Annotated in this window: 17 protein-coding genes; 10 read left to right on the top strand and 7 right to left on the bottom strand. The window is 57.8% G+C overall.

The window, feature by feature from the left end:
• Positions 1-176 precede the first annotated feature (176 nt).
• Positions 177-1,556, top strand: coding sequence for an NAD(P)/FAD-dependent oxidoreductase (locus tag RBB75_RS04260; protein WP_179639477.1), 1,380 nt, complete (start codon positions 177-179; stop codon positions 1,554-1,556).
• 98 nt (positions 1,557-1,654) lie between these two features.
• On the opposite strand, the gene RBB75_RS04255 is transcribed toward RBB75_RS04260, so the two are convergent.
• Complete coding sequence (locus RBB75_RS04255) at positions 1,655-2,524, bottom strand: aldo/keto reductase (RefSeq protein ID WP_179639476.1); 870 nt, start codon at positions 2,522-2,524, stop codon at positions 1,655-1,657.
• A 3-nt stretch (positions 2,525-2,527) separates the two neighbouring features.
• On the bottom strand, positions 2,528-3,445 hold the full coding sequence (locus RBB75_RS04250) for an MBL fold metallo-hydrolase (protein WP_179639475.1): 918 nt from the start codon (positions 3,443-3,445) through the stop codon (positions 2,528-2,530).
• Positions 3,446-3,591: 146 nt separating this feature from the next.
• On the opposite strand from RBB75_RS04250, the gene RBB75_RS04245 reads away from it, so the two are divergent.
• The gene (locus RBB75_RS04245; protein WP_353069657.1) at positions 3,592-4,665 is read left to right on the top strand and encodes a YihY/virulence factor BrkB family protein; all 1,074 of its coding nucleotides are present in this window, start codon (positions 3,592-3,594) and stop codon (positions 4,663-4,665) included.
• Between the two features lie 11 nt (positions 4,666-4,676).
• On the opposite strand, the gene RBB75_RS04240 is transcribed toward RBB75_RS04245, so the two are convergent.
• Positions 4,677-6,557, bottom strand: coding sequence for a M61 family metallopeptidase (locus RBB75_RS04240; RefSeq protein ID WP_353069656.1), 1,881 nt, complete (start codon positions 6,555-6,557; stop codon positions 4,677-4,679).
• Positions 6,558-6,690: 133 nt separating this feature from the next.
• Between RBB75_RS04240 and RBB75_RS04235 the strand changes: the two genes are divergently transcribed.
• From RBB75_RS04235 to RBB75_RS04225, 3 genes are all read left to right on the top strand, one after another.
• Complete coding sequence (locus RBB75_RS04235) at positions 6,691-8,742, top strand: M13 family metallopeptidase (RefSeq protein WP_353069654.1); 2,052 nt, start codon at positions 6,691-6,693, stop codon at positions 8,740-8,742.
• A gap of 92 nt (positions 8,743-8,834) precedes the next feature.
• Positions 8,835-10,283, top strand: coding sequence for a sodium:solute symporter family protein (locus RBB75_RS04230; protein WP_353069653.1), 1,449 nt, complete (start codon positions 8,835-8,837; stop codon positions 10,281-10,283).
• Between the two features lie 215 nt (positions 10,284-10,498).
• A complete protein-coding gene (locus RBB75_RS04225) occupies positions 10,499-10,849 on the top strand; it encodes a hypothetical protein (protein ID WP_353069651.1) in 351 nt (116 codons plus the stop codon).
• 128 nt (positions 10,850-10,977) lie between these two features.
• On the opposite strand, the gene RBB75_RS04220 is transcribed toward RBB75_RS04225, so the two are convergent.
• A complete protein-coding gene (locus RBB75_RS04220) occupies positions 10,978-11,949 on the bottom strand; it encodes a 2-hydroxyacid dehydrogenase (RefSeq protein ID WP_353069650.1) in 972 nt (323 codons plus the stop codon).
• A gap of 178 nt (positions 11,950-12,127) precedes the next feature.
• Between RBB75_RS04220 and RBB75_RS04215 the strand changes: the two genes are divergently transcribed.
• Complete coding sequence (locus RBB75_RS04215) at positions 12,128-12,703, top strand: elongation factor P (protein WP_353069649.1); 576 nt, start codon at positions 12,128-12,130, stop codon at positions 12,701-12,703.
• A gap of 101 nt (positions 12,704-12,804) precedes the next feature.
• Entirely contained in the window at positions 12,805-13,716 is a 912-nt protein-coding gene (locus RBB75_RS04210; RefSeq protein WP_353069648.1) for an acyl-CoA desaturase, read from the top strand.
• Positions 13,717-13,807: 91 nt separating this feature from the next.
• Here RBB75_RS04210 and RBB75_RS04205 read toward each other — a convergent pair whose 3' ends face one another.
• The 3 genes from RBB75_RS04205 to RBB75_RS04195 form a co-directional block, all read right to left on the bottom strand.
• Positions 13,808-14,146 carry a hypothetical protein gene (locus tag RBB75_RS04205; protein WP_353069647.1) on the bottom strand — a complete coding sequence of 113 codons (339 nt, stop codon included), beginning with the start codon at positions 14,144-14,146 and terminating at the stop codon, positions 13,808-13,810.
• A 42-nt stretch (positions 14,147-14,188) separates the two neighbouring features.
• The gene (locus RBB75_RS04200; protein WP_353069646.1) at positions 14,189-16,834 is read right to left on the bottom strand and encodes a protein kinase domain-containing protein; all 2,646 of its coding nucleotides are present in this window, start codon (positions 16,832-16,834) and stop codon (positions 14,189-14,191) included.
• 374 nt (positions 16,835-17,208) lie between these two features.
• On the bottom strand, positions 17,209-18,468 hold the full coding sequence (locus RBB75_RS04195) for an alginate lyase family protein (protein WP_353069644.1): 1,260 nt from the start codon (positions 18,466-18,468) through the stop codon (positions 17,209-17,211).
• Between the two features lie 209 nt (positions 18,469-18,677).
• Between RBB75_RS04195 and lepB the strand changes: the two genes are divergently transcribed.
• The 3 genes from lepB to RBB75_RS04180 are packed head-to-tail and all read left to right on the top strand — an operon-like array spanning position 18,678 to position 21,506.
• Positions 18,678-19,478: a signal peptidase I gene (gene lepB / locus RBB75_RS04190; RefSeq protein WP_353069643.1), complete on the top strand. Its 801-nt coding sequence runs from the start codon at positions 18,678-18,680 to the stop codon at positions 19,476-19,478.
• 15 nt (positions 19,479-19,493) lie between these two features.
• Positions 19,494-19,745, top strand: a complete 252-nt coding sequence (locus RBB75_RS04185; protein WP_353069642.1) for a hypothetical protein — start codon at positions 19,494-19,496, stop codon at positions 19,743-19,745.
• Positions 19,746-19,781: 36 nt separating this feature from the next.
• Positions 19,782-21,506 (top strand): AsmA family protein, encoded by a 1,725-nt coding sequence (locus RBB75_RS04180; RefSeq protein WP_353069641.1) that lies wholly within the window; start codon positions 19,782-19,784, stop codon positions 21,504-21,506.
• The last annotated feature ends 470 nt before the right edge of the window (positions 21,507-21,976 follow it).

The raw sequence follows: 21,976 nt of genomic DNA, 5'->3' as shown, positions 1-21,976 counted from the left end.
ATTTATCGAGTCTTGATCCTCTATTCTTTGATCTCCGATTCTTTTTGGTGTAAAGATTCGCTTTTTTGTAACCCCTTTGGGAGAAGATCGTCGAAGGAAGCAGAAAATTCCGGCAACGCCGAACAGCTCAATTCGGCATCAGATAGTGGATATGTCACACCGAGGAGCCTTGAACGATGGCGGTATCAACGGCAACAGGAAGCGGACCGGTACGAAAGCGAGTCGTGATTCTGGGCGGAGGCTTTGGCGGGGTCAATGCGGTGACGGCGCTGGGTAAACTGCCAGTCGATGTCACTTTGGTGGATCGCAGAAACTACTATCTGTTTCAGCCTCTGCTGTACCAGGTTGCGCTGGCGGTGCTCTCGCCTGCCGACATTGCGCAGCCTATCCGCACGCTGGTGCGGGATCATCCGAATGTCGATGTTCTGATGGATGAGGCTGTGGGCATTGACCTGGCGCAGCAGCGGGTTCATCTGAAGACCGGCGTGCAGCTTGAGTACGACTACCTGATCCTTGCGACGGGGTCGACGCACTCTTACTTCGGCAGGGACGACTGGGCCGTGCTTGCGCCGGGACTGAAGACGGTCGAAGATGCGACTGAAATTCGGCGGCGGGTGCTGCTGGCCTTTGAGCTGGCAGAGCGGCAGATGATGGAGACCGGAACACATCCAGCTTTGAACTTTGTGATCATCGGCGGCGGCCCGACGGGGGTGGAGCTTGCCGGGGCTATCAGCGATATTGCGCGGCTTTATATGGCGCGGGACTTTCGTCATATCGATCCTTCGATGGCGCAGGTTCTGATTCTTGAGGGCGGGCCGAATATTCTTGCCGCCTATCCTGAGGATCTGCAGCAGAAGGCTTTGCAGCAGTTAGCCGAACTTAATGTGAAGGTGCGCACCGGCGCTCATGTCAGCGATGTGCAGCCCGGCTATGTGATGGTCGGCTCAGAGCGGATCGACGCGGTGGTTACGCTATGGGCGGCGGGCGTGCAGGCTTCGCCGCTCGGAAAGATGCTGGGTGTCGAGATTGATAAGCGTGGTGCGGTGTTTGTAGATGGGCATCTGAATCCGCCGGGGCATCCGGAGATTTTTATCTGCGGTGATCTGGCTCACTTCGAGCAGGACGGGAAGCAGGTGCCAGGTGTGGCGCAGCCTGCGATGCAGATGGGCCGTTATGCCGCAAAGCGTATAGGAAGGCTGGTGGCCGCGGGGCTCGGCAGCGATGGGAGCGGCAAGGACGAACAGTTTCGCTACTTTGATAAAGGGGACATGGCGACGATCGGGCGCAAGGCGGCTGTGGCCAAGATCGAATGGCCGTTCAAGGCTCACTGGAGCGGCTTTCCAGCGTGGATGACGTGGCTGGTGGTTCACATTTTTTTTCTTATCGGCTTTCGCAATCGGCTTAGTGTCTTCAGGCAGTGGGCGTGGACGTATCTTACCTTCAGCGATGGGGCGAGGCTGATCACCGGCTCGCAGGAGCTGCCGGGGTGGAACTCGCAGGAGGACCTCGTTGGGGCTACGACGAAGCCACTGGATATGAACTCGCCGAAGACGTAAAGACCTTTGAAGCCAGGCGTAATTTCTGCGTAGCTTTTTGAAGAAAAGAAAAGAGCCGTGCGGTGGCGGCTCTTTCAGCGTGAACATGGAGTTCGCTATTATTTCGCGGAGTCTTCGATCTCTTTCCATTCGGCTGCAGACAGCTTGACGTCGGCTGCTGCCACGTTCTCTTCAAGATGCTGTACCGAAGTTGTGCCTGGGATGGGCAGCATGACCGGAGAACGATGGAGCAGCCATGCGAGGGAGAGCTGCGAGACAGTTGCGTTGTGTTGCTTTGCGGCAGCGTCGAGCTTGCCTCCCGGTTTGGCCAGTTTGCCTGCTGCTACGGGGAACCAGGGGATAAAGGCGATCTTGTGTTTGTCGCAGTACTCGACGACATCTTCATGCTGGCAGTCGCCGATGTTGTACTGGTTCTGCACGCTGACAATCTCAACGACCTTGCGGGCCTGATCGATCTCGTGGGGCTTTACTTCACTCAAGCCGATGTGGCGAATCTTGCCTTGCTGCTGAAGTTTTTTGACTGCACCGAGGGAGTCTTCGACGGGAACCTTGGGGTCAATGCGGTGCAGCTGCCAGAGGTCAATTCGTTCGACCTTCAATCGGCGCAAGCTCATCTCAACCTGCTGAGTCAGATACTCCGGCCGCCCTACCGGCAGCCATCTGTTTGGGCCCTGCCTGGTCAAGCCGCCTTTGGTTGCAATGACAATGCCACTCGCATAGGGAGACAGGGCTTCGCCGATAAGCTGCTCACTGACATCAGGGCCGTAGGAATCTGCGGTGTCGATAAAGTTGATGCCGAGCTCGACGACATGCTTAAGTACTTTCTTTGCGCCTTCTATATCTTTGGGCGCGCCCCAGACTCCGTCGCCGGTGATCCGCATCGCGCCGTATCCCATGCGATTGACCGTAAGATCCCCGCCTATCGAAAATGTTCCACTTGCTTTCGCATTTACTGTCGAAGTAGCCATACGTTATCGGATGCTGGCTGCCGGGCAAAGGTGCATCGTCTCACCCTCGGCGAGAATTTTTATTTTTCCTTTAATGCCCAGCCGCTCGCCCTCTGCTTCCAGCCTTTGCAGGGGTTCTTCCATCGGCTCGCGGCCCAGACGGAAGGTGCCATAGTGCATCGGCACCATTTGCTGTGCACCGAGTTCAACGAAGCCTCGTACAGCCTCCTCCGGGCTGGTGTGAACGGAGCGGTAGGTATCGGGAAAGTAGGCGCCTATGGGCAGAAGGGCTACTTCAGGTTTGAGTTTTGCACCAATCTCCCTGAATCCATCGAAGTAGGCGGTGTCGCCGGAGTGATAGACGGATTGGCCGCCGCCTTCTATGACATATCCGCCGTAGCCGCGATGGGTGTCGCGAAACATCCTCGCGCCCCAGTGCTTGCAGGGAGTCATCGTAACTTTCAGGCCCTGTACCTCGATCTGGTCCCACCATGCCAGGCCGTGGATCCTGGAGAAGCCTAGTCTTTCGACGAGATCCTCCACGCCGCGGGGTACTACGACCTCGGGGGTCTGGCCGGTCAGCCTGCGCGTTGCGCGAATAACGCGGCGGAGGGATGCCATATCGAGATGGTCCATGTGCGCGTGCGTGAGCAGGACCACATCGATGGGAGGAAGTTCCTCGACCATGACGCCCGGTCGCCGCTGTCGTCGAAGTACGATCAGGCGCTTTGAAAAGACCGGATCGACGAGCAGCTTTCGTCCGTTAACCTGCAGGAGAAACGAGGAGTGTCCGATGAAGGTGACTCCGAGCTCGTCTGGTTTTACCAACTGCACTGGCCGGGGAGTTCCGGTCATTGGCTGCTCGTGGCTCTCGCGCACCAGCCGCCAAAGCTGCTCCATCTTTCTCACCGCAAACGGCCGACCTCGCCATGTTCTATGCATTCATCTCACCAATAATTGGATGCTCGATCGTGATGTTATGCATTATTAGCCAGTGGAAAACGAGGTTTCCGCGGCTACCTCTTCGACAAGCGAGGCATCTACCTTGCGAGAATGCCTGCTTTCAGGGCCCTCGATATGCCGGTTCAATGAGCAAATCAGGGGCGATAGGAGCCGTAATCTCTTCCGGGGAACCCATACTCGATCCGGCTCACGGCACTCGCGTAGAGCGGCGCATCTGGGATCTTGTGTCGCGTTCCCCGCTTCACTCCCTATGGGATCTTAGAGGGATTCCGATCAAAGTAGTTGCGAAGCATACCTGGACTGCCTTCTTTGACGATAATCTCGTCGGACGTGCGGCGGAGCTAGGTTTCTACTTCATCTTCGCGCTCTTTCCCAGCCTCGTAACGGCTACTGCGCTACTCGGGCTCGCTGCGCGTTCGGCCTCCCATATCTACTACTCTCTGTTGGGTTATCTTTCGATTGTCCTGCCGCACGATGCGATGGGGATGGTGCTTGAGACCTTCAACCAGACTACGACTGCTACGACCAGTGGGAAGCTAACCTTCGGCCTGGTAGCCGCGATATGGAGCGCGTCTGTCGGGTTCTCCGCGATTCAAGATTCGCTGAATGTTGTTTACCGCGTCAAAGAGACTCGATCGTACTTCGCCGCAAGGCTGTCCGCGATTGGCGTGACCATTCTGCTCATGGGTCTGGTTACGCTGATACTGGCCTCCCTGCTGGGCGCAGACTTCTTCGCCCGGCTCGCCCATCTACATATCAACGAGCGCTTTGCGGCGGCGCTGGCGGCGGTTACGGTAAGAGGGATCGGCTGGCTCCTCGCGGCTGTTCTACTGTCGCTCTTTTTTGCGGTCATCTACTATTTTGCGCCGGACGTGAAGCGGAGCCAGTGGCATTGGTTTACTCCGGGTGCGGCCATCGGCATCGTCGGGTGGCTGCTAGCCTCAATGGGTCTGCGGCTGTACGTCCATCTCTTCAATAACTATTCGGTGACGTATGGCTCCCTTGGCGCGGTCATTATCCTTCTTACATGGTTTTATCTGACGGGTCTGATGCTCTTGCTGGGGGCTGAGATCAATAGCGAAATAGAGGCCGCCGCAGCGGCGAAGCGTCTGCTCGTTGCTGAGCAAAGCGGCCTCACCATTGCGGCGGCTCCTGGTTCGCCGGTTTCGATGTCGAGTGCTCCGAAGCCCGCCGCTTGATTGAGCGGATATTACTTTGCTGCAGGTTTCAGAATATCGTCCAGGCGATCCGGAACTGCAGTGACGCGTTCCAGCGTGGGATAACGTTCGCCTTCGTGATAGTCGAGTTTAACGACTTTATAGTAGCCAGTGTTCAAGAGGATCAACTCAACTGCTGGACCAGAACCCTTCGCATCGTGAATCGCAGCTTTGAGCACATCGGGGGAGTAAGCTCGGCCGTTGACGGCGACGATCTTCATCCCTGGGCCAATACCGCTCTTGTCGGCGACTCCGCCCTTGAGAACATCGGAGATATTCCCAACCTTGTTCGCATGCAGGCCGATGGAGTACCAGAAGTTGAAAGTTTCTGACTGCTGATCTTCAAGCGTGCTCCAAGCGTTCGGCTTGTCGGTATAGCTGAGCTTATAGCCTCCATTCTCTAGACCGCCTAGTGGCGCGTGATAAGAGTTTGAGTCGAGGCGACTCCGCAGAAACATAACCCAGTCGTTCGCGACGACGCTATTCAGTCCCGCGACCACATCGTCAAAGGTGTAGGGCACAACCTTCGGTCCCGTGTCTCCGCCGAGCCCGTGGAACTTCGCGACGAAGTCGTCGATGGTTTTTTTGCCATTGGTCATCTTGCGGATGGTGGTGTCAACATCGAGCCAGACAAGTTCGCCCTCGTCGTAGTAGTCCACGCTAAGCCGCCAGTTGTCCCATCCGCCACCCGCGGCATAGAGGGTCTGCGCGGCAGTTGCGGTGTCCTGAATGTCGCGCCAGGTGCGGCCCGGACGATTGTCATACTCAGCGGCGATGGTGGAGAGCCGCTGCTTATATTGGTCGGGTGTCCAGATGCCGCAGCGCGCAGCGAGCACGTCGCCGAGGTACTCGGTCAACCCTTCGTAGACCCAGAGGAGATCGCCCTCCATCGGCTTCTGGTAGTTGCTGGTGGCAAGCCCAGCGGGACGACGGTACTTGCCGTTCCAGCTATGGGTGAACTCGTGCGGAAGCAGCAGGCCGTCGAGCACAAACTCGCGATCGTCGGTGAAGGTCGTTGCCATCACGCGGTCGTCGCTGGACTGGTGATGCTCAAGGCCGAAGTGCGCGACCTCGTCGCTGAGCGTGACGAGGAAGTGATAGGAGCCGTAGTGGCGCGACTTGTAGAGAGCGCCGGTCTCGCGCACCAGCTTGTCGAAGTCAGCGATGTGTTCCTTCGAGAGGTTGAGCTGCTCGGGGCCATCGGCGGCCATGTCGAGATAGTGTTTAGGCGAGATCTCCGGGGCGAGGGGAATCTCGCGGAAGTAGCGTCCGGCGAGGACCGGCGAGTCGATGAGTTGCTCGAGGCTGACAGTTTTGAAGTTTGAGGTCTGGCCTGAGCCGCCATCTTTATCCAGCGCGGTTCCGAGATTCCAACCACTCGGCAGCTTCACAGAAGGCGTGAACATTACCTTGTCTGCGTCGGTGTCGGCGGGGTAGACGAGCAGCGTATTCCAACTAAGTAGCGCGAGATTTTCGCTGGTCGATCCGCCTGCGGAGAACCCTGAGAGTGCGGAGGAGGCGAGGAAGTCGATCTTCATCTCAAGCTGCGTAACGCCCTGCGGGACGGTGAGGTGATAGGCAAACATATCCACCTTGTCGCGCTCCCACTTTACGGGCTGGCCGTTAGCGGTGATGAAGAATCCGGCCATATTTTCGATGGGGCCGGTCGGTCCGTGCTCGCCTGGAATCCACTTGGGATAGACGACGGTCAGCGGCCCGGCTGTCACCGGCATGACCTCGGTTGCGTGAAGGATCTTTCGGGGAGCGTCTGTGAGATCGACACTCAAGGTAATCGGCGCGGTCTGCGCTCCTGCTACCAAACTGCTTACGGCTGCGGCCAGAGCTGCTCCGGCACACTTCTTCCAACTCATCATTGTTTCGCCTCTCCACGCTGCTGTTGTTGTACGAAATCAAGTCTAACCTGCCTGAATCTGAGGTGCTTTCTTGAGCACGGAACTTGGCGTAAGACTGGATTTTGAGGGTAGGATGGTGCACACAGGAGAACCCATGCCTTCGAAGATTCCGGTAGCCCTGGCGGCCACTGCACTTTTGCTCGCCGCGATCCAGCTTCCCGCGCAACAGGCGGTTCAGCCCCTTGAATCAATGCCGTATTCGCCATCGCTTGACCTTTCCAGTCTGGATCGCAATGCGGATCCGTGCACCGACTTTTACAAATTCTCCTGCGGCGGTTGGGAGAAGAAGAATCCTATCCCCGCGGACCAGTCTGGCTGGAGTGTCTATGCCAAGCTCGGCAACGAGAATGAGCAGTTTCTCTGGGGCATTCTCGAAGCAGATGCGAAGGCCGCGAACCGCGACGCCGTGCAACAGAAGGTCGGCGACTACTTTGCCGCCTGCATGAACACCTCGACGATCGATGCGCTCGGCGTGAAGCCTGCGCTGCCGGGCCTCGCGCGCATCGACGCCTTGAAGACGCGGCCCGAGCTGGTGGCGGCCATCAGCTCGCTGCACCATGAGTATGCAGGTAGTTTTTTCTTCGACTCCGGCACGGATCAGGATGCGGTTGACTCTTCGGTTGAGATCGTGGCGCTGAGTGCGGGTGGACTCGGTCTGCCGGATCGCGATTACTACCTGAAGACCGACGACAAGAGTGTGAAGCTGCGTGAGCAATATGTCGCTTACATTCAGAAGCTGCTCACGCTGGGTGGGGAATCTTCCGACCAGGCAAAGTTCGACGCGGATGCGACTCTGCGCGTTGAGACGGCGCTGGCCAAAGCTTCGCTGACGAGGGTGGAGCGGCGCGACCCGCATAAGACGTATCACATGATGACGATTGCCGAGCTGAGCAAGATCGCTCCTGCCTTCGATTGGCCGCACTACTTTGAGACGCAGGGTGCGCCTGGGGTCGCGAAGCTGAACGTCGCGCAGCCTGAGTTCATGAAGACAGTGCAAGCGGAGCTTACGACCGAATCTGTCGAGGCACTCCGTGGCTATCTGCGATTTCACTTTCTGACCGCTGCAGCGCCCTACCTTGCTCATCCTCTACAGCAGGCTGACTTTGACTTTTATTCGACAACGCTGCGTGGCGTTCCTGCCATGCCGCCGCGTTGGAAGACCTGCACGCGTGGAGTGGACCGAGACCTGGGCGAAGCACTAGGTCAGGAGTTCGTCAAACGCACGTTCTCTGCCGACACCAAAGCCAAGACGCAGCTGATGACGGAGCAGATCGAGACCGCCATGAAGCAGGAGATCGAGAATCTGAACTGGATGAGCCCCGCAACCAAACAGGAGGCTCTGCGCAAGCTGCATGTGATTCGCAATAAGATCGGATACCCGGACCAGTGGCGCGACTACACCACGCTGGAGATAAAGCCCGGCGACTACATCGGCAATGTCGTGCGGTCCTATCGCTTCGAAGACGCACGCCAATGGCACAAGCTGGGCAAGCCGGTAGACCTGAACGAGTGGGGCATGACTCCGCCCACGGTCAACGCCTACTTCAATCCGCAGATGAACGACATCAACTTTCCTGCAGGCGTTCTGCAACCGCCGCTCTACGACACGAAGCTCGATGATGCTCCAAACTATGGAAACACCGGCGCGACCATCGGCCACGAACTCACGCACGCCTTCGACGATGAGGGCCGGCAGTTCGATGACAAGGGAAATCTTCGCGACTGGTGGACGGCGGCCGATGCCAAGGGCTTCGAGGATCGCATCAACTGCGTTCGCGATCAATACGCGCAGTACATCGTTGTGGACGACATTCATATCAACTCGAAGCTGACCAGCGGCGAAGACGTAGCCGACCTGGGCGGGACGCTGCTCGCCTACATCGCCTGGAAGAAACAGACGGCCGGGCAGCAACTGGCAAGCGCAGACGGATTCACTCCGGATCAGCGTTTCTTTGTCGGGATGGCGCAATGGGCCTGCGAGAATGAACGTCCGGAGGTGCTGCGAGTTCACGCCATTACGGACCCCCACTCGCCGGGGTACGCCCGCATCAACGGCGTGGTGTCGAATATGCCGGAGTTCCAGAAGGCCTTCAGCTGTAAAGCCGGCCAGCCTATGGTGCACGCCCCAACGTGCAGGGTTTGGTAGAGCTTCCTGTCGCCGGCGGCTTCGCGTAGTCAATGCGAGGCCAACGGTGCGGGAATCGGCTGCAAGACAGTACACTGACCTAACCTAACCTAATGAATCTCTACGCGATCGTTCTATCAGTTATTGTCGTCACCCTGCTCACGGTTTCGCTCACTCGTCTTGGCAAGGTGAAGACCAAGGCGGATTATCTTGTGGCGGGCCGCTCGTTGCCCGCCTTCGTGCTGGTCTTCACGCTGCTGTCGAGTTGGATCGGTTCGGGGTCGCTGCTCGGTGGAGCGGAGAATGCCTATAAGCATGGCTTCGCGGCGCTTTGGCAAGGCGGCGGCGGCTGGGCGGGCCTGCTGCTGATCTACTTCATCGCGCCGCGTGCCAGAAAGTTCGCACAGTTTACCATTCCCGATCTGCTGGAGGCTCGTTATAACCAGGCGGCAAGGGTGCTCGGAGTCATTGCGATTCTCTTCTGCTACACCGCTGTGACCAGCTACCAGTTTGTCGGCGGCGGCGATATTCTGCACCTGATCTTTCCCGACCTGATTACCCCCGACTTCGGCAAATACATTATCGCTGCGTTCGTTATTGTCTTTACTGCGATTGCCGGTATGGCTTCGGTCGCGTATATGGATGTTGCGATCGGCCTGCTTGCTACCTTTACGATGCTTATCGCGCTACCTATCCTCGTCCATCACGCGGGTGGCTGGTCGGCAATCCATGCGAGTCTTCCTGCCACGCACTTCCAGGTGCTGGGAGACCTCACGTTTATCCAGGGGCTTGAGCTGTTCCTTCCCACTTGCCTGCTGCTGCTTGGAAATCAGTCGATGTATCAGAAGTTTTTCTCTGCCAAGTCAGAGAAGGATGCCACGCGCGCAGTGGTGGGATGGATCATCGGGACCGTCATTCTGGAGACTGTTATCGTCGCGCTCGCAGTCACCGGCTCGAGTCTTTTTCCTGGAGGAGAGGTTCATGCGCGCCCCCGCGAGATTCTCGCTTACCTGGGGCTCCACGGTTTCTCTGGCTCGGCACAGCTTCGCCTGCTGGGTGCGCTGCTGATGGGAGCCATCTTCGCGAAGATTATCTCCACTGCGAACAACTGGCTCTTCTCGCCGTCGACCAACCTGGTCAACGACATCTATCTCCGCTATATCAATCCGCAGGCTTCGAACACAAAGACTCTCGCGGTCTCTCGTCTGATGGTGGTCCTGCTTGGTCTGTGGGCGCTCTACCAGTCGCTCCATATCGAGTCGGTGCTGAAGAAGTCGCTCTACGCCTACACGATCTATGGCGCTGCTTTGACGCCGGTTATCCTGGCCACCTTTTACTGGAGACGCGCGACTGCAGCGGGTGCGGTGGCTAGTATTGCAGTGGGCACCTTCGTTACGGTCTTCTGGGATACCGGCTTCGTCCACTCTCATCTTCCGGCGGTGGTCAGTGAACGCGACGCTATTCTTCCAGCTTTGGTCGCCTCGCTGCTGTGCCTGATCGCTGTCAGCCTGTTGACGAGCCCACCCACGGAGAAGCAGCTCCAACCCTTCTCGGAGGCATAACAGGGGCGTTTGCGGTCTATTCATGATGCTGTTCGATACTTACCTTCACTCACAGCCAAGATGCAGTCTCTTCAATCAACCGCCGCCAGAGGCTTGCATCCCTGGATGAGCCAGATTTCGTCACTCTTCAAATTCACGGAAATGTGAATTTTCACACTCACTTTTTTCAGTCTGCTGCATCCTATCCCAGTACACATTTTGAACAGGAGATTTTTATGGCACTTGAGACCCTAACCTTCGACTTCAACGTAACCTTCTTCCCCGTGGGTCTGGATTCCATTGCCGCCTTTGAAGGCCCCCTTGAAATGACCTCACTGTACTGCACGTCCGTGTCCGTAAGCGCCGCCAAGAAGCCACTCGACGAAGATGACGAGTTCGAGGACGATGACGACGAGGAAGAAGAAGACGACGACGAGGCTGACGAGTTCGAGGAGGATAACGACGACGAGGATGAGGAGGAAGACGAAGCTGACGAGTACGAAGATGATGACGAAGAAGACGATGACGACGAAGAAGATGACGACGATGACGATGTAGACGAGCTTCAGGTTGGGCGAAGACGTTAGCCCTGGCGGTCAAACCGGCCCTATCTGAATTTCTTTTGTTCTAACTTCATCCTGCTTGTCCTGCTCAAGCCGTGTGCAGTCGGGGGCTTTTCTCATCCGTAAATTTGGCCGGGATCGAGGAGCGAAGGTCAGTAGCCTGCCTTGGTTACGATGTTCTGCAACTCTTCGCCGGCCATAAACCGCCTCACCTGTTGCGCTCCGAAGCGAAAGGCCCGATGGATAAACTCCGGGGTGGAACCGCCCACGTGCGGCGTGATCATGCAGTCTGGCGCCGACCAGAGGGGGTGGCCTGCCGGGAGCGGCTCAGGGTCCGTCACGTCGAGAACCGCCCGCACCCGATGCTGTTCGAGCGCCGCCACTAAAGCCTCTGTCACCACGACAGGGCCTCGGGCTGCATTGACGAGAAGAGCGCCGTGCTTCATCAGGCCAATCTCTGCTGCTCCCATCAACCCACGCGTCTCCGGGGTTAGAGGCACGATAAGCACCACCACGTCGGCCTGCGGCAGCAGACGATGCAACTCCGTAACGGCGAAGATCTCCGGCTCTTTGCGGGGGCAGCGCGCGAGCCGCATGATCGTTACGTCGAACGGCTTCAGGCGAGCCTCAATCGCAGCGCCGATCGAGCCATAACCGACGATCAGGACGGTTTTTCCGGTGAGGTCCTCTCCCAGGACCTGGTATTGTCCAACCTCGGCACCGCGTTCATTCATAAATCCGTCCGTTACAGAAGATTGACCCTTCCACTCCTGAAGTAACTGCGCGTCGCGATAGCGCGGAAATCGCTTCAGGGACGTGAGGATCGCGGTCAGAACCCATTCTGAGGCTGAGATGTCGTGGACTCCGCGCCCGTCGCAGAGCACGATCTCCTCTGGCAGCCACGGCGCAATCCAGTCCACTCCCGCCATCATCGATTGCACCACCTTGATGCCGCGCAGATGGGAGAAGGTCTCCCGGGCATCTGCACGGGCGAAGACCAGAATCCAGAAGTCGACATCCAAAGTTGCCAATGGTTTGCGCGGAATCCGCACAATCTCCACCTCGGGAGGAAGATCTAGAAGCAGCTGTGGAGCAAGGTTCTCATCGACGCCGACACGCACCATCCCCTCAGTGTGCCTGATTTACAGGCCGGAGAGAAAGCAGGGCTGCGGCAAATTCACAAGCTTTGCAGGGCGGGTGTGAGTTCGACAGGGGGCGATGATGCCCTGTTATCCTAAGGGCACCTTCAATCGGTGCAAGCCGCTGCAGGATCTCCCCTTTTCGATCGGTATTTGAAGAATTATGGCTGCATTAATCGACGCCATCGACGTAAAACGCAAGATGTTCTTCGAGTTTGAAAACGTTCCGTTCTGCTGCCTGGAGTCGGATATCTCCACCCCGACAGCCCGGGGCGGCCAGACGCTAGTCCGTCTGAGAATGCGCAACATGCTTACACGCGCAGTCTTCGATAAGACGTTCAAGGCCAGCGACAAGTTCAAGGAGCCGGACCTGCAGACGGTCGGAGCATCCTATCTCTACAGCGACGTAGATGGCTCGTACTTTCTGGACCAGGAGAGCTTTGAGACTCTCTCCCTCAGTGACGAGATGGTAGGGGATGCTCTGGACCTGATGGTGGAGGGGGTTCTGATCCAGATCGACAAATATAACGGCAATCCAATCGGGTTGCAGTTGCCGCTGCAGGTGGAGCTGTCTGTCACTTACACCGAACCGGGCGTTCGCGGCGACACTTCGAGCGGAAGCGTGACCAAGCCAGCCAAACTGGAGACAGGTGTGGAGATTCGCGTACCGTTGTTCATCAAAGAAGGCGAAAAGATCAAGGTGAACACAGAGACCCGAGAGTTCGCCGGGCGGGCTTGACTTGTCGAAGCGCTGTCGTCGCAACTATTACCGAACTGTTACCTGCGCCCTATAGCCATGCCTCTGTTCGGGCGTTAGCCTCCAGATTAGAGGCAGGCGCCATGGCAACTCTTGTAACGCAACCGCAAAAAGCTGGCAGTCCCCCAATCGTCGAAGTGGTACAGGCGAAGTCGGCGGAGTTCAACTGGGTGTTCTTTGTCGTCATCGCGGCGTTTCACGTGGGAGCCGTTGCGGCACTGTTTACCTTCCATTGGTCGTGTCTTGTCGTGTTTCTGGTGATGTGGATCTTCGGTCAGAACGTAGGCATCGCCATCAGCTATCACCGCCAACTCACGCATCGCGGCTTCACCACGCCCAAGTGGTTGGAGTATGCCATGGCTATCTGTGGCAGCATGGCGCTGCAGGGCAGTCCAACGTACTGGGTTTCTGTACACCGTATGCACCACCAGTACACCGATAAGCCGGGCGATCCGCACTCTCCCCGCGATGGCAAATGGTGGTCGCACATGGGCTGGATTCTGCGCGGCTCTCTTCACAGCGAGACCACCACGCTCTCCCGCTATGTCCCCGATCTGGAACGCGATCCCTTCTACCGCTGGCTGGCGGTCTGGCACTGGGTCCCGATCACCCTCGCAGGTGCTGCTCTGCTGGCTGGCGGCACTGCTCTCGGTGGATGGAAGCTGGGCCTCTCCTGGCTGCTCTGGGGAACATTTCTTCGCATCACCATCGGCTTTCACACTACGTGGCTGGTCAACTCTGCGACGCATCTGTGGGGCTCACGCCGCTTCAAAACGCGTGACGACTCAACCAATAACTGGTGGGTCGCCCTCTTAACCGGCGGAGAAGGCTGGCACAACAATCACCATGCCCATCCTGTATCCGCCAGCCACGGCATGGCCTGGTGGGAGCTGGACTTCAACTACTGGGGCATCAGACTATTGGAAGTGCTCGGCCTGGCGAAGAACGTGAAAGTGACGCATCTCGAGCATCCCGATCGGGTCAACGAGCTCTGACCTCACGACATAATCTCAAACGGCGGGAACGGTGCCTAGTAAGTTCGCGAGCACCGTTCCCGTATGGCATAGCCGACTGACTATTGACTGCTCACGCCGGGTGTCCCACCGTCCCGGTATCCACGTATATTGTCCCCGGAGCTGATGTGAAACTAGGCTGTTCTGCTCCGGCAGGCGTCCAGCTGAAGGTGTAGGTTTTACCGGCAGCGTAAGGGTTAGGCTCGGTTCCTTCCGGATAATTCGTCGTGTTCGGCCATGTTTCATTCTGCTTCAGCGACTTGTTGTGAGGCAGATGAGGGCAGAAATACTTCGCATAGGTGCTGGCGAAGACACCCGCGACCTCAGCGACAAACTGAAGAGTGTCTGTAGCTTCCACGTTGATTTCGATTGGATCGGTTGAAGCTGTAAGAGGGACAACAACGATCGACAAGGTGATTCTCCTTTTGTTTCGATGGCATTTATTGGGTTAGAGTTAAGGTTTGCTGCGATGAAATTCGGGGTCACTCATGATTCCCTGCATATCCGGATCATCTCCGAGTTGACTCAAAGGATAGCCTTTATGCAGAGCCATCTCAAGAAAACGCAATGCCTGCTTGCGATCACCGCAGATCTCGTAGACCCCTGCGACGTTGACCAGGATGCTTGTATCATCCGGCAAGAGAGCTACTGCAGTCTGGGCATGCTCCAGCGACTTCTCATGCATCCCGCTCTTGGCCTGCATCACCGCTAACAAAGAGTGCGCTTGCGCATCTTGAGGTTTCAGTCGGATATTTTGCTCGAGCAAAGGGATGATTCGTTCCCGCACTGTCTTTGCTTTTGAGCTGTCACCAAGCCGTTCATTAGCGATGAGCAGATTATTCCAAACCATATAGTCGTTTTCGTTTATTTGCAGAGCTTTCTCATTCACCTCTGCTGACTCCTTATATCTTTTCTGCGAAAGGTAAAGACTCGCCAGATTTGCATACGCCGGGTAACTGGGCTCCAGTTCGATCGATCTCTTCAGAGCTTGCTCGGCTGCCGGAAATGCCGTAGCGTCGCCCGAATCGATATAGGTTGCGCCCAGATTGAGATACACCTCCGCATTGTCGGGTGTCATCTCAAGCGCTCTCTGCAACGCCTTGATCGCCTCCGGATACCTCCCCTGACGGTCATAGAAGTGGCCGATCAGGTTATAGCTCTCCCAATCGTCCGGTTTCAGCGCGACCGCCTTTTTGTAAGCAGCCTCTGCGTCGGGGATGCGGCCGGAGCGCTCATAGGCGCGTGCCTGCCCTCGCACCGCCAGTGCGTTTCGCGGATCGAGTGTGAGAGCGTGTTGAAACTCTTGCAGCGCAAGCTCGCGCTTCCCACTCACGTCATGGATTCGGCCGAGGGTGACGTAGGCCGCAGGCAGACTGCCGTCGAGTTGTATCGCCCTCTCAAGGTTTCCCTGGGCTTCGTCCAGCCAATGTTGATTCTTATCCAGTTGATATTTGACTCGATACGCCTCTCCAAGCTGGCCGTACCCCAGCGCGAACTTCGGATCGGTCTTGATCGACTCATTCAGTTGGTTGATCGCCTTATCCAGGTTTCCCGCTTTGTCGTAACGCTGCATATAGCCCAGCGCAGTCAGGTAGTTCTCATAGGCCGCAGGCACAACCGATCCACCGGTATTGCGCAGCATCTCGGCGGAGACAGGCAGGTTCATCAGGTGCGCCAGTCTTGACACGGCCTCATCCTGCAGAGCAGAGAGGTCTCCCGCCTGATCCACAACATCGACCGAACCGATCAGCCGAAGATTCTCTGTATTGATCAGGTTGAGGTTGAGGTTTATCGCGGTCCCATCACGTCGAATGCTCCCGTTGATCACCAGATTTGCGCCAAGCGTCTTGAGCGCAGCGGCAGGGTCCGTCACTTTGAGACGCCGGATCTCACTCGCCGGAATCACCCACAGCGCCTTGTTGCCAACATCAAGGTTGGAGAGCTTCCCGGACAGCGTATCTACCAGTCCCTCACTCAGCGCTTCGTTCTCCGGATTGTTCCCAATGTTGGTAAACGGAAGAACCGCGATGTGCTCTTCCCCCACGCTGATTCGTGAACCAAAAAGCCGGTCGCGGACTTGGGGAATGAGAAACAGGCTAGCCAATAAGGCGAGCACACAGAGGCCGAGGCCCAGCGGCAGCCATCTGCTCCGAGGCTTTTGCGCCCTGGACCAGGTAGAGACGGAAGCCTGCTCCACATACTTGCGGATGTCATGGGACCGATGCGTAGTCTTTCTATCAGCCGTCTCTCTTCGGCCGGTGGAGTCGTTCGAAAGCTCTGTTCGCGCGGCCCGCAGATCCACCAGCATCTCCGAGCAGTGCTGATACCTCTTCTCGGCATCCTTCGAGAGTGCGCGATAGATAATCCCCTGCAATGTGATCGGCAAACCGTCCAGCGACTGCGGCGGCTCATTGAGGATCGCAACCAGAATCGCCGGAATCGCACCGCGCTCAAAGGGATTCCGCCCCGTCAGCATCTCCGCCAGAACCACTCCAAGCGACCATATATCTGTTCGCTGATCCGTTCGATGACCCAGCGCCTGCTCCGGCGACACGTACTTGATCGATCCCACGATTCCGCTTGCGGTCGCCGTCTCGGCGCTCATCAGACGAGCCAAGCCAAAGTCGACGATCTTGACAGCCCCTGAAGTCGCCAGCATCACGTTCGACGGCTTGATGTCGCGATGCACAATCTGATGCGCATGAGCTTCGCACAGCCCGAGCGCAATCTGAATCGCAACATCGACAGCCTCTATCGAGCTCAGCGGACCTTTGCCAATCCTCCGCGCCAGAGAGAGACCATCATAGAAGCCCATCACAATAAACGCACGGCCATCCGCCGTCTCTTCGATGCCGTGGATGACGCCGATGTTCGGGTGATCGAGGGACGAAGCCATTCGTGCTTCGAGAACAAAGTACTCCCTCTCCCGAACGTCAGCATTCAGCAGAGTGGGTAGAAATTTGAGCGCAACCTGACGCTCGAGCTTGGAATCCCATGCACGATAAACCACACCCATTCCGCCGGCGCCAGCGATGCCCAGAATCTCGTAGTTATTCCCAACCAGTTCTCCCAGGGGGAGAGCGTTATTAACCTCTGCCATTTAAATTCGCTCATGCTCAGAAATAGGAGGCAGTTATTCAGGCTCGAAACCCTCCTAGGGTATCACTCGGGATCGCGTGAGCTGCAATGAGGCCTTGGCGTTGAACATTGCTTTCAAGACTGTCCTGCCAGACGGGCCTTCTGCGCGGAGGGCGGGCGTTCGCACGCCTTTTTAGAGCTTCGCCCGGTCCTCCCGTTGGTCGGAATCATCTTCCTCGCGACCAACGGGAGCGCCAACCGAAGGGGTATACAAGTCACGAAGTGACCGCGGCCCGCGTAGAGCGCCCGTCCGGCAGGACAGTTTCGTAAGGGACGAAGTCGTCAAAAGTTAATCTTTGCGGCAAGCGCAATCTGTCCGCGATCTTTGTCGCTCTGCTACACCCACAACAAAGGCTGGCGAACCGGATAGTTGCGAATGATCTCCCTGTCGGTGGGGTCCGGATCTTCGGTCTTCCAAACAGAGAGGTACTCCGGCTTTTCGCAGGCGAGTCCTGCGAACAACAGCCCTGGAGAGCGCACCGGCAGCGAGTCAAAGTGCTCCACATCCTTCGGATAAGGCCACGTGCTTTTATCCTTCAAGTAGGGATAGAGAAACTCCGCTGCCTTACAGAGTCCGCGCCCGTCGGCGAGCTTGAAGATCGTCAAATCCTGCCCGGCGCCCTTGAGCGATTGGCAGAGGCAGGCCATCACGTCGAAGTTAAAGATGGAGTAGCTGTAAGGCTTGGTTCGCGCCAGCTCCTTGGGGAAGGAGCCATCCGCTCCCAGCTGATTCGGCAGAAGAATATCCGTGTACTGCCGGTGTACCCGGCTGCGCGTCTCTCCATCTCCGATCAGCCGCGCGAACTCCGCCGCCTGCAACGCCCAGCACATCGCGTGATTGTTCAAAGCATCCCGCTCTTTCTGTCCCTTGTCGCTGGTCTTCATCCATTGGAGATAGTCCCGGAACCAACCCATGAGAGCCGTCGTCTCTTCCTTTCGAAGAAACTTGGCCGCAACCAGACTCGCTGCGCGGGCCACCTCGACGAGGTGAAGCGTGTCGATGATTCCGTAGGAGCGGCCGGTGGAGACGCCATGAACTCCCTGCGAGAACTCCAGGTTCGGATTCATGCGCGTCTCAGACGAGATGAACCATGCCCGCAGGTGGTTGCAGGCACTCTCTCCATAGCGGCGTTCTCCCGTCAATAGCCATGCCGACGTCAGCGCCGGCATCTGGATTGAAAGCGCAATCATCGCCTTCCTGTGCTCGTTGAAGTTATCGGGATTGCTCTGGCCGTCCCGATTGATAAACGGGCCATTCGGATCCTTGGGGTTCGGCCAGAAGTAGTCCGCCTGCGAGAAAAAGTCATGAACGCCTCCCGGGCTGCGATCGGAGTGATATGAGGTGATCGTCACCGGCTTCTGCGTCAGATAAAGTGTTCCCGCCTTCAGGATCCGCTCGCGATCGGTCTTAGCGACGAGTCGATAGGCATCGCTCTTTGTCGGCGCGGCAGCGAGCCCGCGTAAGAACCCTCCAGACGAAAGAGCGCTCAGAGCGATAGCTTTGCAAAACCGGCGTCGGTCGATCGCTAAGGGGGAAGGCCTTGAGGGCAAAATCGTTGAGGGCAAAGTCTTCGAAGGATAGATTGTCTTTCTCACTTCATCTCCTGGCGGTTGAGCGTCGGCCCCCGGCACACTCCTCGTCGAAATGTCCTTGGCACGTGACCAACCGTCTGTTACATCGCTGACTCGCGTTAAATCGTAGGAAGATTATAGTTCGCACTTTGGACAAACATGCAGAGAACTCCCACCTTCCATCAGCGATACACTAATAGCTGCATCCATTTGAGGACGCTGGAGACCCAGTCTTGCCCGAAACCATCACCACCGAAGCCGCCACCCCCGACGTCGCCCAGCAGGAGCAGGCTGAAACTCCGTTAGAGTCCCTCGCCTCCATCTGTACCGTCCTCGCCATCGGTCTCTTCGTGATGACCTTCATCTTCCAGAACTTCGAGATCCCCTCCGCCTCCATGGTGCAGACCCTGCTCATCGGCGACCACGTCCTGGTAGACCGCATCTCCCTCGCCCCACCCGCAAAGTGGGCGCCCTTCACCTTCTATCGCGATGTCCGCCGCGGCGACATCATCGTCTTCTTCAAGCCCGGCGAGCCGGACCTCTTCCTCGTCAAGCGCACCATCGGCATCCCCGGCGACCGCATCCATCTCCGTAATGGCGTCGTTTACCTCAACGGCGTCGCGCAAAACGAGCCCTACGCCGGCATGCCCGCCAACGACGACAATCCCCAGCACGCCTTCGATCCCTACCGCGACGACTTTCCCGCCGTCCCGCCCGACAACTACGGCAACGTCACCGCCAGCTGGGCCTACGAGCTTCCCAACCACATTCAGGATGGCGACCTCATCGTCCCTCCCGGCAAGGTCTTCGCTATGGGCGACAACCGCACCGAAAGCCTCGACGGCCGCTACTGGGGCTTTGTCCCGCGCGAAAACATCGTAGGCCGCCCCCTCTTCGTCTACTGGTCCTTCCAAACTCCCGCCGACCAGATCAACAAGCAGAGCATCGGCGAGCGCCTCGGCTTCATGGGCCACATCATCGTCCACATCTTTGACGAGACACGCTGGAAGCGCACGCTTCATCTCATCAAGTAAAGAGAGACGAATCACTTGACGGTAACCAAGACAGATGCGCTGGCGGTCAGGCTAATTATCTCGCTTACTGTCGCGGTTACCGCTTTTCTCGCTATGTTCTTTGTCTTCAATTTTGCTTTTATTCGTTGGGCTGTCTGGCGCTATCCACAGCACAACTCGATGGCGGGATTGACAGCCTTCGTTTATGGTTTGCCGGTAGCAGCTGACTGTGCGATTTTTGGTTTTGCGATTGCCTTTCGTAGAGCTTCTCGCGTCAAAGCAAGCTGAAGATCTACTACCATCAGGTACACGCCGGAACGATACATGCAGAAAATCGACCCCATCGACGAGCTTCGCACCTACGAGCCTTCCAGCGACGCCGCGGAGACAGACACCGCTCCGTCCCTCAGCACGCATATGCTTCGTCGCCTGCTCTACCTGGCCTTCGGAATTCTTGCCGTCATGCTGCTCGTTCTGCTCCCTCCCTACATCAGCGTCAACCGTTATCAACGCCGCATCGCCACCAGCATCGGCGACAGCCTCGGCCGCCCCGTCCATCTCGACAAGGTCTCCCTCAACCTCCTCCCCCTACCCGGCTTCACGCTCGAAAACTTCGTCGTTGAAGAAGACCCGGCCTTCGGCTCCGAGCCCGTCATCCGCGCCAACTCTGTCCGCGCCACCCTTCGGCTCAGCTCCCTCTGGAGCCGCCGCGTCGAGTTCTCCACCATCAGCTTCACCGACCCCAGCGTGAACCTCGTCCACAGCTCCTCAGGCAAGTGGAACCTCGAGAGCATCCTCCTCCACGCCGCCCACATCTCCGCCGCGCCCACCGCGCAGAGGCAAGCCGGCCCCGCCCCGCGCTTCCCCTACATCGAAGCCACCGGAGCCCGCCTCAACCTCAAACTCGACCGCGAAAAATCCCCCATCTCCCTCACCGAAGCCGACTTCGCCCTCTGGCTCCCCGACCCCCAGCAGTGGCATCTCCGCCTCTCCGCTCACCCCCTCCGTACCAACACCGATGTCACCGACACCGGCATCCTCGAGCTCGAAGGAACCCTCAGCCGCGCCCCCTCCCTCGGCCAGGTCCCGATCAACCTGCGCGGCACCTGGCATAACGCTCCTCTCGGCGGAGTCAGCCGCTTTCTCCTCGGGCGCGACGCCGGCCTGCGTGGCGAAATGACCCTCACCGCCAACGCGCAGGGCACCGTCAGCAACAGTCAGATACAAACCCGCCTCCGCCTCACCGACGCCCGCCGCGCTGACTTCGTGCCCGCCCAACCCATGAACATCGATCTCCAGTGCCTGGGCGAAGCCAGCGGCGACTTTCACGCCTTCGACGACCTCCGCTGCAGTTGGCCTCCCGCCGGCTCCCCCAACCCTTTCAACGACGCTCCCATCCTCGCGGTCACCGGCTCTGTTCCCGATCTCCTCAACCCGAAGTCCGCCAACCTGCAGATAGGAACCCCTGGCCTCCCCGCCGCAACCCTCCTCGATTGGCTGCGTGTAGCCAGCGCTCGCGTTCCTGCCAATATCGCAGCCGCAGGTGCCCTCACCGGCAATCTCTCCTACGAGCCCGCCCCCGGGTCATTGCCCTGGAAGGGCGATCTCCTCGTCACCAACGCCAGCCTCATCAACCCCCAAGCGGGCGCTACCTCTCTGGTCATCGGGGATGTCGCCCTCCACTCCACCGTGCAGGCCTCCACTAAAGCCGCACCGGGCAAATATCGCAAACCCGCCCCTGCCATATCCGATGGCTTTCAACTGGTTCCTGTCTCTCTCGCTCTCGGCGGTAAGGATCCCGCAACCCTTGAAGGCCACCTCAACGCCGCGGGCTGCACCTTTCATCTCACGGGCATGGCCTCCACAGCACGTCTGATAGCTCTCGCAACTGCGCTTCCGCAGCTAGGCGATGGCCTCGCCGAAATCCTGCCCACCAACCGCGCCACCGGCCCCTACCGCATCGACCTCACCGCCACCCGGCCCTGGGGCCAACCCCAAACCTGGACCGACACCTCACCCCACCTTCCAGCTCCCCGACCCCATCGCTAGCTTTTCCTTTTTGCGCGCACTTGCTCTTACATCTCCACCTACACAACACACATCGTCATTCTGAGCGAAGTTGCTCACGCCTTTGTGAGCAACGCAGTCGAAGAATCCCCGTATTTCGCATTTGCCGTTGCCTGTGTCCTTTTTGCCTTGTCTTTGTCTCTGCGTGTCCTTTTAGTTGTCGCGTCGCTTGTCGCTGCTAAAAATTCCTGTCAAGCCCCTCAATCACCTAACCCAAATCCACACAACAAGATACACGTGGCGTATTAGTTATGGTCAAACCTCTATAATAAAAACAACAAACAAAAACCCGGCAAATCGCTTGGGTTTTCCTATTTAATCCCGTAACTCGTTTGATTGCAAGAATCTGGGCGCAACTCGTTTGGAATGACATATTTACAGAGAGTTATTACCTGTAAATATATGAAAATAGGAGACTTACACGCTGGCAATAGGGGGGGGGGGGGACCCCT

It is taken from the genome of Tunturibacter empetritectus, from assembly GCF_040358985.1.
Classification (GTDB): Bacteria; Acidobacteriota; Terriglobia; order Terriglobales; family Acidobacteriaceae; genus Edaphobacter; species Edaphobacter empetritectus.
This window is presented reverse-complemented; position numbering and strand designations above follow the sequence as displayed.

Bases quoted from the DNA above. Each gene is read 5' to 3' on its own strand.
- RBB75_RS04180 (WP_353069641.1), top strand. From the start codon at position 19,782: ATGCAGAAAATCGACCCCATCGACGAGCTTCGCACCTACGAGCCTTCC.
- RBB75_RS04210 (WP_353069648.1), top strand. From the start codon at position 12,805: ATGGCAACTCTTGTAACGCAACCGCAAAAAGCTGGCAGTCCCCCAATC.
- RBB75_RS04245 (WP_353069657.1), top strand. From the start codon at position 3,592: ATGAGCAAATCAGGGGCGATAGGAGCCGTAATCTCTTCCGGGGAACCC.
- RBB75_RS04235 (WP_353069654.1), top strand. From the start codon at position 6,691: ATGCCTTCGAAGATTCCGGTAGCCCTGGCGGCCACTGCACTTTTGCTC.
- RBB75_RS04220 (WP_353069650.1), bottom strand. From the start codon at position 11,949: ATGGTGCGTGTCGGCGTCGATGAGAACCTTGCTCCACAGCTGCTTCTA.
- RBB75_RS04255 (WP_179639476.1), bottom strand. From the start codon at position 2,524: ATGGCTACTTCGACAGTAAATGCGAAAGCAAGTGGAACATTTTCGATA.
- RBB75_RS04240 (WP_353069656.1), bottom strand. From the start codon at position 6,557: ATGATGAGTTGGAAGAAGTGTGCCGGAGCAGCTCTGGCCGCAGCCGTA.
- RBB75_RS04260 (WP_179639477.1), top strand. From the start codon at position 177: ATGGCGGTATCAACGGCAACAGGAAGCGGACCGGTACGAAAGCGAGTC.
- RBB75_RS04200 (WP_353069646.1), bottom strand. From the start codon at position 16,834: ATGGCAGAGGTTAATAACGCTCTCCCCCTGGGAGAACTGGTTGGGAAT.
- RBB75_RS04215 (WP_353069649.1), top strand. From the start codon at position 12,128: ATGGCTGCATTAATCGACGCCATCGACGTAAAACGCAAGATGTTCTTC.
- RBB75_RS04225 (WP_353069651.1), top strand. From the start codon at position 10,499: ATGGCACTTGAGACCCTAACCTTCGACTTCAACGTAACCTTCTTCCCC.
- RBB75_RS04250 (WP_179639475.1), bottom strand. From the start codon at position 3,445: ATGCATAGAACATGGCGAGGTCGGCCGTTTGCGGTGAGAAAGATGGAG.
- RBB75_RS04230 (WP_353069653.1), top strand. From the start codon at position 8,835: ATGAATCTCTACGCGATCGTTCTATCAGTTATTGTCGTCACCCTGCTC.